General features: G+C 64.5%; 14 protein-coding genes. 12 read left to right on the plus strand and 2 right to left on the minus strand.

What is annotated here, in order from left to right; all coding sequences use genetic code 11:
• The first annotated feature begins 510 nt into the window (after window positions 1-510).
• Both L6D64_RS24040 and L6D64_RS24045 read left to right on the plus strand, forming a co-directional pair.
• Window positions 511-723, plus strand: a complete 213-nt coding sequence (locus L6D64_RS24040) for a hypothetical protein (protein ID WP_176509815.1) — start codon at window positions 511-513, stop codon at window positions 721-723.
• Between the two features lie 26 nt (window positions 724-749).
• Window positions 750-1,391, plus strand: a complete 642-nt coding sequence (locus L6D64_RS24045) for a VIT1/CCC1 transporter family protein (RefSeq protein ID WP_176509816.1) — start codon at window positions 750-752, stop codon at window positions 1,389-1,391.
• A gap of 8 nt (window positions 1,392-1,399) precedes the next feature.
• On the opposite strand, the gene L6D64_RS24050 is transcribed toward L6D64_RS24045, so the two are convergent.
• Window positions 1,400-1,657 carry a hypothetical protein gene (locus L6D64_RS24050; RefSeq protein WP_176509817.1) on the minus strand — a complete coding sequence of 86 codons (258 nt, stop codon included), beginning with the start codon at window positions 1,655-1,657 and terminating at the stop codon, window positions 1,400-1,402.
• Between the two features lie 239 nt (window positions 1,658-1,896).
• Between L6D64_RS24050 and L6D64_RS24055 the strand changes: the two genes are divergently transcribed.
• The 9 genes from L6D64_RS24055 to L6D64_RS24095 all read left to right on the plus strand — a co-directional run bounded on the left by L6D64_RS24055 (window position 1,897) and on the right by L6D64_RS24095 (window position 11,607).
• A complete protein-coding gene (locus L6D64_RS24055) occupies window positions 1,897-3,366 on the plus strand; it encodes a DUF3300 domain-containing protein (protein WP_176509818.1) in 1,470 nt (489 codons plus the stop codon).
• Window positions 3,363-4,259 (plus strand): DUF2950 domain-containing protein, encoded by an 897-nt coding sequence (locus L6D64_RS24060; RefSeq protein ID WP_176509819.1) that lies wholly within the window; start codon window positions 3,363-3,365, stop codon window positions 4,257-4,259. The genes L6D64_RS24055 and L6D64_RS24060 overlap by 4 nt, the downstream gene beginning before the upstream one ends.
• A gap of 240 nt (window positions 4,260-4,499) precedes the next feature.
• A complete protein-coding gene (gene codB, locus L6D64_RS24065; RefSeq protein ID WP_176509820.1) occupies window positions 4,500-5,765 on the plus strand; it encodes a cytosine permease in 1,266 nt (421 codons plus the stop codon).
• A complete protein-coding gene (locus L6D64_RS24070) occupies window positions 5,762-6,979 on the plus strand; it encodes a PucR family transcriptional regulator (protein WP_176509821.1) in 1,218 nt (405 codons plus the stop codon). Before codB ends, L6D64_RS24070 begins: the two co-directional genes overlap by 4 nt.
• Before the next feature lie 4 nt (window positions 6,980-6,983).
• Window positions 6,984-8,225, plus strand: a complete 1,242-nt coding sequence (gene codA / locus L6D64_RS24075) for a cytosine deaminase (RefSeq protein ID WP_176509822.1) — start codon at window positions 6,984-6,986, stop codon at window positions 8,223-8,225.
• 129 nt (window positions 8,226-8,354) lie between these two features.
• On the plus strand, window positions 8,355-9,119 hold the full coding sequence (locus L6D64_RS24080; protein WP_176509823.1) for a COG4705 family protein: 765 nt from the start codon (window positions 8,355-8,357) through the stop codon (window positions 9,117-9,119).
• 16 nt (window positions 9,120-9,135) lie between these two features.
• Complete coding sequence (locus L6D64_RS24085) at window positions 9,136-9,546, plus strand: hypothetical protein (RefSeq protein ID WP_176509824.1); 411 nt, start codon at window positions 9,136-9,138, stop codon at window positions 9,544-9,546.
• 67 nt (window positions 9,547-9,613) lie between these two features.
• Entirely contained in the window at window positions 9,614-10,279 is a 666-nt protein-coding gene (locus tag L6D64_RS24090) for a response regulator (RefSeq protein ID WP_176509825.1), read from the plus strand.
• A complete protein-coding gene (locus L6D64_RS24095; protein WP_176509826.1) occupies window positions 10,255-11,607 on the plus strand; it encodes a sensor histidine kinase in 1,353 nt (450 codons plus the stop codon). Before L6D64_RS24090 ends, L6D64_RS24095 begins: the two co-directional genes overlap by 25 nt.
• Before the next feature lie 32 nt (window positions 11,608-11,639).
• Here L6D64_RS24095 and L6D64_RS24100 read toward each other — a convergent pair whose 3' ends face one another.
• Window positions 11,640-12,497: a LysR family transcriptional regulator gene (locus tag L6D64_RS24100; RefSeq protein ID WP_176509827.1), complete on the minus strand. Its 858-nt coding sequence runs from the start codon at window positions 12,495-12,497 to the stop codon at window positions 11,640-11,642.
• On the opposite strand from L6D64_RS24100, the gene L6D64_RS24105 reads away from it, so the two are divergent.
• The gene (locus L6D64_RS24105) at window positions 12,496-12,639 is read left to right on the plus strand and encodes a hypothetical protein (RefSeq protein WP_176509828.1); all 144 of its coding nucleotides are present in this window, start codon (window positions 12,496-12,498) and stop codon (window positions 12,637-12,639) included. The genes L6D64_RS24100 and L6D64_RS24105 overlap by 2 nt on opposite strands.
• The last annotated feature ends 8 nt before the right edge of the window (window positions 12,640-12,647 follow it).

Consider the following 12,647-nt stretch of genomic DNA (forward strand, 5'->3'; position numbering starts at 1 on the left):
GCGTGGCGCAGGGGGAGGATGGGCAGGCCCTGGCGCTGGCAGGCTTTGCACGGGGTCAGGAGGAATTCGACTTCGTCGACGGCGTCGGCAATATCTTGCGTGATGCTCATGAGTCATTCAGGCTCGATCAAGATGAGCCTGAACACTACCGAGGAATCAATTCACAGAGGAGTTGAGCGCTTCCTAAAATATCGTAGGAATTTTCGCCTAGATATTTGCCTTTTGCTGCAACCGCTGGCTCAACGTCGCCAGATCGAAACCCGCACGCTGATGTGTGTCACCGATAACCTTTCATAGGGGCCGACCCTCATGTTGATTGGCAAAGTGACACGGTGGCACGTCTCTGGCTTGACCCAACGCATGGCCATGTCCTCGGCAAACTGCCCTCTGGTAGATGCAAAGTGAATGTCAAAATGCGCTTGATAATGATTGGTTAGTTGAGCGTCTGCCCAGTTGCGCTACGCTGGAAAAACATTGCCGTGGCGCTTTACCTGCCCGCAGGAGCGCAACATGAACTTCCTTATCGAACAGGCCAGCGTACAGGGACGGCCAGGCTGGTTGGTGCATGCCTGTGGCATGACCTTTACCTTCCCCACTCAGGATTCGGCGCACAGTTTTGCCAGCAAGCTGGCAGAGCGGGTCGACGCGCCTCATCAATTGCCGCAAGAAACACTGAAGTACTGGAATGCGCAACATGCTCGTTTGAAACATGGCATCCGTTAGTTCAGGGCAACCCGGGAGGGCAACGTATGAGTGGACGTGCACTGGAACCCATCGATCGCATTACCGAAGTGATGTTCGGCCTGTTGATGGCCACCACCTTCACTGGCTCGTTGAGCGTGGCCACGGCCGGCCGCGAAGATGCCCGGCTGATGCTGATCGCGGCCTTTGGCTGCAACCTGGCGTGGGGCCTGGCCGATGCGGTGATCTACCTGTTGCGCACCTGGACCGAACGGACCCGCAGCCGCACCTTGTTGGCCCGGCTGCTCGCCGATGAGAAAGGGCAGGAGGGGCGTCAGCTGATTGCCGATGCATTGCCGGCGCGCATCGGCGAGGTGGTGGACGAGAACGGCCTGGAGTTGCTCAGGGTCCATCTCATGCGCAACGGCCAGCAACCGCTGCCGGCACGGCTTGGCCTGCAGGACTTCAAGGCGGCCCTGGCGACCTTTCTGCTGGTGGTGCTGGCGACTTTCCCGCTGGTCATACCGTTCCTGGTGATCGCCCATACCGGCACCGCCATTCGCGTATCAAACCTGGTCGCCCTGATCATGCTGTTCCTCGCCGGCTGGCTGCTGGCCCGCTATTCCGGTGGGCGCCGAGTGCTCACGGGGGTGATCATGTCGCTGGTCGGGGTGGCGCTGATCCTGGCCATCATCGCCCTGGGTGGCTGAGCCAGGCGTCAGTACTTGATGTCCCTGGCGCGTTCGCGGCCTTGCTGTTTGCTGTGGCGTTTGTCCTGGCGGCAACCGGCGTTGCTCTTCAGGTCGGCGTGGCGGCAGTCCTGCTTGGTCTGGCGCGCATCCTGGCGGGTTTCCTGGCGCACTTCGCGGGCTGGCTGGCGCCGTTCGGCGCGCTCGGTAACGGCCGCCCAACCCTGTAAGGTCGTGGCGCACAACAGCATCGCGACGCAAAAACGACCGGCTCTTGAAGTTGCCATGATCGGGCCTCCTGGTGGATGGATTTATTACCGCGAAGCACTCAGGGCATGTTTAGTACAGTTCCGTTTCAATAGGCGATCTAGATTTAAACGCAGTAAGCCCTGTTGCCATTAGTGCGTTGAAATCCAATGCATAAAAGTGGTCGAAAATGCCGCCTTTGCTACCCTTACCGCACGGCAGCGACTGCCCGTTTTGCAATCCATTCTTTTCACGCGGTATGGCCAGATGGGGAACTGCGATGCGCATGCCATTGTTATGCGTCTTGTCGGTCGTGTTGTACTTTAACGGTGTTGCCAGCCTGGCGCTGGCCGAGGATGTGCCGGCGCCCGACCCGGCGCCTGCCGAAGCCAAGCAGGCAGTGTTCGATCAGGAGCAACTCGACCAGATGCTCGCGCCGATCGCCCTGTACCCTGATCCGCTGCTGGCCCAGGTGCTGATGGCGTCGACCTACCCGGGCGAGGTGACCGAGGCGGTGGCCTGGTCCAAGGCCAACCCCAAGGCCCAGGGTGATGAGGCGGTCAAGCAGGTGGCCAACCAGACCTGGGACCCAAGCGTGCAGTCGTTGGTGGCGTTCCCGCAGGTGCTGGTGGTGCTCGGCCAGGACCCGGTGTGGGTCCAGCGCCTGGGCGACGCCTTCCTGGCCCAGCCCGATGACGTCATGGCCGGCGTTCAGCGCCTGCGCCACCAAGCCCAGGCGGCGGGCAACCTGACCAGCAACCAGTACCAGAACGTCACCGTGCAGGCCGCACCCGCAGCGGCCCCGGCCAGCTCGGGCAGTTCGCAGAGCACGCCTGCCAGCAGTGCCTCGACCAGCACCATCATCATTCAGCCGGCCGACCCACAGGTGGTCTACGTGCCCACCTACAACCCGACCACCACCTACGGCACCTGGGCCTATCCGGCCTCGCCGCCGGTGTATTACCCACCGTCGCCGATGTACTACGCGGGCACCGCGCTGATGGCCGGGCTGGCGTTCGGCGCGGGCGTGGCGATCATCGATTCGGTGTGGGGCGATTGCGACTGGAATAACGGCGATGTCGACATCGATGTCAATCGCTACAACAACATCAACGGCAACAACCGCATCACCAACAACCAGAACAAGTGGCAGCACAACCCCGCGCACCGCGATGGCGTGCCGTACCGCGACAACCGCAGCCGCCAGCAGTACGGTCGCCAGCTCGACGGCGCCAACCAGCGTGCTGCGTTCCGTGGCGATGACGCCCAGCGTGCCCAGGCCCGTGACCGTGCCCGCAGCTCGATGGACCGTGCCGGTATAGAGCGTCCGGCCACCAGCAACCGCGAAGCCCGCGACAGTGCACGTCAGGCCCGCGCCGAAGGCGGCCCGGGCAATCGCCTGCAAGGCGCCAACAACAACGCACGCCCCGCCGATCGTCGCGCGGAACCGCGCAACACGCGTGAGAACACCCGTGACAACCAGCAAGCGCGTAACCAGGTCAACCAGCGTCGGCAGGGTGAAGGCCAGGCCCGTCAGGCAGCGCAGAACCGACCGAGCAACACGGCAGGCCGCGCCCGCAACAACGCCTTTGACGGGGTACGGTCGCCGTCGCGTACCACGGCACAGGCCAACCGCGGCCGTACCAGCCAGTCGTTCGCCCAGCGGCCCAATGCTTCGCGCGCAGCGGGGCACCAAATATCCAGGCCCAGCGCCCCGGCGCGTCGCGGTGGTGGAGGTGGCCGTCGATGAACACCAAGACATCTATTGCAACGTTGCTGATCAGCCTGGGCATGGCCTGCACCCACCTGGCCGCAGCACAAGAAGCCTTCCCGACGCCTGAGAAAGCCGTCGAATCGTTCGTCCAGGCGCTGGGCGTCGAGCACGCCGACGAAGCGCGTCTGACGCAGCTGCTCGGCGAAGACTGGCGCACCTACATCCCACGTGAAGGCGTGCAGCGCAGTGATGTCGATGCCTTCCTGGAGCAGTACAAGGCCGGGCATCTGATCGACAAGCAGGGCGATGACAAGGCCATCCTGGCCGTCGGCCCTGATCACTGGACCTTGCCCATTCCCTTGACCAAGGCTGGCAACGGCTGGCGCTTCGACCTCAAGGCCGGCAGCGCCGAAATCCGTGCCCGGCGCATCGGCCGCAACGAGTTGGCAGCCTTGCAGTCGGTGCTGGCCTATCACGACGCGCAGATGGACTACGCCTCGAAGGACCGCAACGGCAACGGCGCGCTGGAATATGCCCAGCAGATCTTCAGCACGCCAGGCAAGCATGACGGCCTGTTCTGGGAGGACGAAGCGGGCGGCGAGATCAGCCCGCTGGGGCCGCTGTTCGGCAAGGATGTGCTAGGGGATGCCTGGTACGGCTACCACTTCCGCATCCTCGATGGCCAAGGCCCGTCGGCACCGGGTGGCGCCTACAGCTACCTGATCGGCAACCAGATGAGCCGCGGCTTTGCCCTGGTCGCCTGGCCGGCGAAATACGACGACACCGGGGTGATGAGCTTCATGATCAGCCACGACGGCCAGGTGTTCGAGAAGGACCTGGGGCCGCAGGGCGACAAGATTGCCAAGGCCATGAAGCGCTTCGACCCGGATGACAGCTGGAAAGAGGTAGACGTCGACGCCAGCGAATGAGAACAGCGTGCGCACCGCGGGAGGCTGGGTGAAAACTACCCGGTGCTGTTCCGCTTTGGTGCGCACCTGCTTCATTACAGGTCCAATCGCACAGGTTTGGTCAAGCAATCAGGCAATAAGTGTGCAGAGTGAACAGGGAAGGTTGTGCCGATTGCCCGCAAATTTCCGGTTTTTCGCGCCAGGCAAAAGCGGCCCGCGTATTGCTCCTCTGGTCGCAACGCCAACCCGGAGCACCGTGCCATGAGCTCACCTACCGAATTCCCGCTATGCGAAGCCCCGCCATCCTCGCGCAAGGGGCTGCTGCCCATTGCCATGGTGTTGTTCAGCTTTACCTTCTTCACCGGCACCATGTTCGCCGGTGGCAAGCTGGGCATGGCCTTCAATTTCGTCGACATGCTGTGGGTCGCCGCCATCGGCAACACGCTGCTGGCGCTGTATGCCGCAGCCCTGGCTTTCATCGCCTCACGCAGCGGCTTGAACACCGTGCTGATGGGGCGCTTCTGTTTCGGTGAGGCGGGCAGCCGGCTTTCCGACTTCCTCCTGGGCTTTGCTGAACTGGGCTGGTACGCCTGGGGCACTGCGACCGTGGCGATCGTGCTGGTCAAGCTGTTGGGCCTGGCGGGTGGCTTCACCGTACCCTTGATGGTGCTGTTCGGCCTGGGCTTCAGCATTACCGCGATCATCGGCTTCAAGGGCCTGGACCTGCTGTCGCGGGTGTCGGTGCCGCTGATGTTCGCGCTGCTGCTGGTGTCGATGTACATCGCCACCGCCGATGCCGGGGGCTTTGCCGGCCTGGCCGCGGTGGTGCCCCATGAAACCATGACCTTCTCGGCAGCGGTGACCATGGTCTTCGGCACCTTCGCCAGCGGGGCCACCCAGGCCACCAACTGGACCCGGCTGTCGCGCAGCGGGCGGGTGGCGGTGGTGGCCAGCATCGTCGCCTTCCTGCTCGGCAATGGCCTGATGGTGGTGGCCGGGGCCTGGTGCGCGATGGTCTACCAGCAGGCCGACATCGTCGAAGTGATGATGCTGCAAGGCCTGTCGTTCGCAGCCGTGGTGATGCTCTGCCTGAACCTCTGGACCATCCAGGGGCCGACCATCTACAACGTCTCGGCGGCGGCCTGCCACCTGCTGCGCAGCGAACGCCGACGCACTGCCACGCTGGTCGCGGCAGCGGTGGGCATCGTGCTGGCGATTGGCGGCATGTATGAAATGCTGATCCCGTTCCTGGTGTTGCTGGGTTCGATCATTCCGCCCGTGGGCGGGGTGATCATGGCCGATTTCTGGTACCGCCACCGTGGCAAGTACCCGGCGCTGGCCTCGGTACACCTGCCGCGCTACAACCTGTTGGGCCTGGGGGCCTATGCGCTGGGTGCGCTGCTGGCCTACGCCTCGCCCTGGGTCGCGCCGCTGGTAGGCATTGGCGCCTCGGCCCTGTGCTACAACGTCCTGCTTGAAGTCAGCGGCCGGCGCCGGGCGCTGGGCCAGGCGGGTGTCGAGCCGTGAGCCTGGCGCTGGACGAAATCCTGCACCTGCCGGGCCTGGAGGAGATGACCGTGCGTGCCGGTGCGCGCAACCTGCAGCGGCGGGTGCGCTGGCCCTACGTGGCCGAGAACGAAGGCATCGCCGAGTGGGTGATGGGCGGCGAACTGGTGTTCGTCACCGGCATCAACCACCCACGTGGCGAGGCCAACCTGCTGAGCCTGGTCGAGGATGGGGAGGCGGTGGGCATTGCCGGGATGGTGATCCTCACGGGCGGCACCTTCATCCAGACCATTCCGCTAGCAGTGATCACCCGTGCCGAGCAACTGGGCCTGCCGTTGATCGAGCAACCCTATGCCCTGAAGATGGTGATCGTCACCCACCTGATCGGCACGGCCCTGGTGCAGATGAACCAGGTGCGCCGCTCGCGCAACGATATTCTCGGCCAGCTGCTCAGTGGTGACTACCCGAGCCTGGCCATTGCCCGCCAGCGTGCGGCGCATCTTGAACTGGCACTGGATGAGCCGCGTCGCGTGGTGGCGCTGCGCCTGCGACACGTCGAGCAGCTGTTCGAGCGCCATGGCCTGGCCCAGGGCGAGCGCCTCTGGCAGGCAACCCGTCAGGCTCTGGCAGACCAGCTCGAAGCCTGGTGCCGCGAGCGACCGGGAACCGTTACCGCACAATTGCCGGGCGACCTGCAGGTGCTGTTGCTGGCAGATGCCGCCGACCTGCCGTTGACGTTGGCCGCGCTGCACCGGCAGCTGGCCGCGGTAGTGGGGGAACTGGCACTGTATATGGGCCTGTCGCGCCTGGCTGCCGACTGCGCCCACTACCGGCAGGCGCTCAGCGAGGCGCGCCAGGCCCTGGAGGTGGCGCAGCAGCTGCACCCGGCCAACGGTTTCTGCGACTTCGGCGAGCTTGGCGTGCTGCGCCTGCTGCAAGGTATCGTCGACCGGTCGCTGATCGATGACTTCGTTGCCCAGATCCTCGGCCCGCTGATCGCCCCTGGACGCAAGCAGCCGCATGTGCTGGTGCATACCCTCGACGCCCTGCTCAAGGACAACGGCAACGGGCTTAAGGCCGCCCAGCGCCTGGGCCTGCATCGCAATACCATAAACCAACGTATTCAACGCATCGAACAACTGAGCGGGCAGTCCCTTGACGACCCGCTGTTTCGGATGAACGCTTCTGTTGCCATGCTGGTATGGCGCCTGAACGAAGCCCAAGGTAAGGAGTAACGCCATGAACATCATCAATGCCCGCCTGCGTGGCAAGCCCGGCCTGTTCCGTATCGAACTGCACGGCGAGCGCATCGCCGCCATCACGCCGCAGGCTGACGTGGCCGTGCTGGCCAGCGTCGATGACCTGGACGCCCGGCAGAACCTGGTGGTGGCGCCCTTCGTCGAGCCGCACATCCACCTCGACGCCACCCTCACGGCGGGCGAGCCGAAGTGGAACATGAGTGGCACCTTGTTCGAAGGCATCGAACGCTGGGCCGAGCGCAAGGAAATCACCACCCACGACGACATCAAGACCCGCGCCAGGAAGACCATCGGCATGCTGGTGGATCATGGCATCCAGCACGTGCGCACCCATGTCGACGTCACCGATCCCAAGCTCACCGCACTCAAGGCCATGGTCGAGGTGCGCGACGAGGTGCGCCACCTGGTCGACCTGCAGATCGTCGCGTTCCCCCAGGAGGGCATCGAGTCATACGCCAATGGCCGGGCGCTGATGACCGAAGCGGTGGCCATGGGCGCCGATGTGGTCGGCGGCATTCCGCATTTCGAGAACACCCGCGACCAGGGCGTGGCGTCGATCAAGTTCCTCATGGACCTGGCCGAGCGCACCGGCTGCCTGGTGGACGTGCATTGCGATGAGACCGACGACCCGCAGTCGCGCTTCCTCGAAGTGTTGGCCGAAGAAGCACGGGTACGCGGCATGGGCGCGCGGGTCACGGCCAGCCACACCGTGGCCATGGGCTCCTACGACAACGCCTACTGTTACAAGCTGTTTCGCCTGCTGAAGATGTCGGGGATCAACTTCGTCTCGTGTCCCACCGAAAGCATCCACCTGCAAGGACGCTTCGACGGCTACCCAAAGCGCCGCGGGCTGACCCGCGTGGCCGAGATCGACCGGGCCGGGATGAACGTATGCTTTGGCCAGGATTCCATCGTCGACCCGTGGTACCCGCTGGGCAACGGCAATATCCTGCGCATTCTCGAAGCCGGGCTGCACATCTGCCACATGCTCGGCTACGAAGACCTGCAACGCAGCCTGGACCTGATCACCGACAACAGCGCCCGCACCCTCAACCTCGGCGAGCGTTATGGCATCGAGGTCGGGCGGCCGGCCAACCTGCTGCTGCTGTCGGCGCCGGATGACTACGAGATGGTACGTAGTCAGGGCCATGCGCTGGTGTCGGTGCGCAACGGCAAGGTGCTGATGCGCCGTACCCCGGCGCAGGTTGAACGCTTTGCCTGACGGCTGGAACGGGGCCGCAAAGCGGCCCCAATTGGCTTGACTGACCTGCATCAGCCCTCAGGCTCACCTAAGTTTTCATCGGTAACTTCCGCCGTAGACACCCTGACGGGACTGAAGGAGGTACACCCGATGAAGGCTGCCAGCAGCGGTTGGCTCAACAAGGTTCCAGAAGTGACGCTGTCCTTCTGGATCATCAAGATCATGTCCACCACGGTCGGCGAGACCTTCGCCGACTTCCTCGCTGTCGACGTCGGTTGGGGCCTTGCCATCACCAGTGCGGTGATGGCGGTGCTGTTGGCTGGCGCGTTGGCCCTGCAAATGCGCAAGCGCAGCTGCGAACCCTGGATCTACTGGCTGTGTGTGGTGTTGGTGAGCATCCTGGGTACGCAGATCACCGACATCCTCACCGACGAACTGGACATCAGCCTGTACGCCAGCACGGCGTTCTTCTCGGTGTTGCTGCTGATCAATTTTGCGCTCTGGTACGCGGTCGAGCGCAACCTGTCCATTCGCGAAATCATCAGCACCCGGCGCGAAGGATTCTACTGGGCCACGGTCCTGTGCACCTTCGCCCTGGGCACTGCGGGCGGGGACCTGGCCACCGAGGCGCTGGGGCTTGGCTTCAGTGTCGGTTGCGTCGTCTTCGCCGCGCTGATCGGGGTCTGCCTGCTCGCCTGGCGCCTGGGTGCCAGTACGGTGCTGGTGTTCTGGGTGGCCTACATCCTGACGCGCCCGCTCGGTGCCTCGCTGGGTGACCTGCTGACCCAATCCCATGAGTACGGTGGCCTCGGCATGGGTGCCACCTGGACCAGTGCGATCTTCCTGTGCGTCATTTTCATCCTGGTCTGCGCTGCCCAGTTCGCCGCCAGCCAATCCAAACGCATTACCCCTTGATAGCGAGGTAGCACCCATGATCTCCAACACTTTGCTCAAATCGCTGGCCGTTGCCTGTGTCGCTGGCGCACTGCTGGCCACCCAAGGCTGTTCCAAACCGGATGAGCCGGCCCAGGCCGCAGGCATCCACGCCCCGACCAAACTGGGTGACCTCAGCGCCTTCCGCACCATTGCCGTGGAGGTTGCCGCCAAGGTGGATGCCCAGGACCTGCCGGGCGCCAAGGCGCGTATCAGGGACCTGGAAAAGACCTGGGACGACGCCGAGGCCGGGATCAAGCCGCGTGCCGCCAGTGACTGGCACGTGCTGGACAAGGCGATCGACCACGCCCTGGATGCGCTGCGGGCCAGCCAGCCCCAACAAGACCAGTGCAAGGCGGCGATGACCGACCTGCTCAAAGCGTTCGACACATTGCAGGGCCAGGGCTGAAGATTGCCTGTCGGCCTCCGGCCGGTCGCGCTATTGTTGGCGCCACAGGTTCACAGCGGGGAAGCCCATGCGGGTATTACTGGTCGAGGATGACGGCATGATCGCCCAGGCGTTGCAGGACGCCTTGGGCGCGGCGGGGTACGCCGTGGACTGGGTCGACAATGGCCTGCTGGCCGAGGCCGCCTTGCGCACGCAACACTACGACCAGGTACTGCTCGACCTGGGTTTGCCCGGGCAGGACGGCCTGCAGCTGCTGCAGGCGCTGCGTGCAGCCGACAACCCGGTGCCGCTGCTGATCATCACCGCACGCTCGGGGCTCGATGACCGGGTGTGCGGGCTGGATGGCGGGGCGGATGACTTTCTGCAAAAGCCTTTCGAGATGGCCGAACTGCTCGCCCGGATGCGCGCGGTCATGCGCCGCAAGGGCGGGCGCGCGGCGCCTGAACTGGGCAACGGGACGCTGAGCCTGGACCCGGTCAGCAAATGCGCGCGCATGCTCGGCCAGCCGCCCGTGCAGCTCTCCAACCGCGAGTTCGCCTTGCTCCAGGCGTTGCTGGTGCGCCCCGGCGCCATCCTCTCGCGCAGCGAACTGGAAGATCGCATCTACGGCTGGGGCAACGAGGTTGAAAGCAATGCCGTGGAATTCATCATCCATGCGCTGCGCCGCAAGCTGGGCAAGGACGTGATCCGCAATATCAGGGGGCTGGGATGGATGGTCTCAAAAGACGCCTGAAGCAGTCTCTGCAGCTGCGCCTGTCGGTGGCGCTGTCGGTGGCGATACTGCTGGTGGCGACCGTGAGCGGAACGTTCAGCTATTTCAGCGCCTACCACGAAGCGCTCGAACTGCAGGACAACAGCCTGCACCAGGTTGCCGCGTTGTACATGCGCCAGGGGCTGACGTTCCGCTACCCGGATACCGCGCACGCAGCGCCTGCGGACGATGAAGAAACCCGTATCGTCATCCAGTACCTGGCCGACGGCCAAGCGGTCAGCCATGCCGATGACAGCCAGCTGCCACTGCCGATACCGGGCTCGGTGGCGGATGGCTTGTCGACAGTGGTGGTGGGCAACGAGCCTTTTCGTGTGCTGGTCAAGACTGACGCGTCCGGCAGGCGCTTTGCCGTGGCGCAGGAGATCCACAGCCGCAACCGCGATGCGCGCAACAGCGCCTGGCGTGCGTTGCTGCCCTTTGCCATCCTTTTTCCCATCCTGCTGCTGGTGGTGGCCAACCTGATCCGTGAGCTGTTCCGGCCGGTCTCGACCTTGGCGGCAATGCTCGACACCCGCGACGATCAGGACCTGCGGCCGATCGACGAGCACCTGTTGGCCTCTGAAATCCGCCCCTTCGTACAGGCGATAAACCGGCTCCTCGGGCGTGTTTCGCGCACCCTTGAAGGCCAGAAGCGCTTCGTCGCCGATGCGGCCCACGAACTGCGCACACCGCTGACCGCGTTGTCACTGCAGGCAGAAGGCCTAGAACAGGAGGCCATGTCAGAGCGTGCCCAGCTGCAAGTGACCAAGCTGCGGCGCGGTATCGGCAGGAGCCGCAAGCTGATCGAGCAGCTGTTGGCTCTGGCCAGCGCGCAACTGGCCGACGCGTCGCCAGGCGCGGTATCGCTGCATGAAGCCTGCCGCCTGGTGCTGGAAGACTTGATGCCCCTGGCGGAGCAGAAGCAGCTCGACATCGGCCTGGAAGGTGACGATGCACAGCTGCCGATGCAGGAAGTCGAGTTGCGGACCGTGATCAAGAACCTGGTCGAGAACGCCATCCGCCACGCTCCAGTGGGTGGGCACGTGGACCTGCAAGCGGAGCAGAGCGTTGAGTGGATCGTGCTGAGTGTGCGTGATGACGGACCTGGTATTCCTCCCGAGGAATGGGAGCGCATCTTCGACCCGTTCTACCGGGGTAGCGAGAAACGCGGGGAGGGCGCCGGCCTGGGGCTGTCGATCGTGCGGGCTATCGTTCAGCGCACCGGGGGCGAGGTGAGCGCGGGGTATGCCTGTGAGCAGCAGCGCCGGGGCTGTCGAGTGTGCTTGCGCTGGCCGGTCGCTAGCGATTGACGCTCGCAGGCGAGCCCGCCGGCTTGCACAGCCTAGGCTAACCCCAGCAATTGCCCCACCAACCACTGCCCGGCGGGCCCCAGCGCCCGCTGGCGCGACCAGGCCACATCCATGGCCACCCGCCGTGGGTAGCCGGCCATGGGCAGCTCCACCAGGCCACTGCCGAAGCGCGCCACCAGCGCTTTGGGCAGTTCGGCCCAGCCGAAGCCGCGCACGGCGAACTCCAGCAAGGTCAGGTAGTCCGGCGCCGACCAGGCTTGGCCGTGGCCATGGGGCAGGCTTGCGGCGTAGGTCTTGATGTACAGCTGGCGCGCGTTCTCCAGGTGCTCTGGCTGTAACGCCGGCAGCTTCGCCAGCGGGTGTTCGCTGCTGGCATACAAACAGAACTCCGCCTGCTCGGGCAGGCGAGCCGCGCTGACGTCGGCCGGGTAGCGGTCCTGTGCGGCGAGGATGCCGATATGCGCCAGGCCTTGCTGCACGAGGTCGATCACGTCGGCGTCTTCCGAGGGGCCGCAGCGCAGTTCGGTGTGCGGGTAATGCTCGGCGAAGCGGCCCATCGCCGCGCCCTGGAAGGTGACGCTGTAACTGTCGGACATCACCACTGACACCAGCGGTTCGACCTGGTCAGCCAGGCGCACGGCCAGGGCATCCAGCTTGGCGCTGGCATCGAGAATCGCCTCGACGTGCTTCAGTACCTGATGGCCGGCGGCATTGAGCGTGGGGTGGCGGCCGGCGCGGTCGAACAGCGGGCAACCGATGTCGGCTTCGAAGTTGGCGATGGCGATGCTGATGGTCGACTGGCTTTTGCGCAGCTTGCGCGCAGCCGCGGAGAACGAACCAAGGGCGGCGGCCTCGACGAAGGCGACGAGGGCTTCAGGTGAGTAGCGCATGGATATCGATAAATGCTATGGATACAGGGCCATGAGTATCGATCCTGTCAATGTGCAAGGCAAGCATGCGCCGAGGCAGCTGTGCGGCGCCCTGGGTGACTTGGATCCGCATCGGCTTGCGCAAGCATTCACCGCTGACTGACGCAGCCG

It is taken from the genome of Pseudomonas urethralis (genome assembly GCF_021602465.1).
Taxonomy (GTDB): Bacteria; Pseudomonadota; Gammaproteobacteria; order Pseudomonadales; family Pseudomonadaceae; genus Aquipseudomonas; species Aquipseudomonas vlassakiae.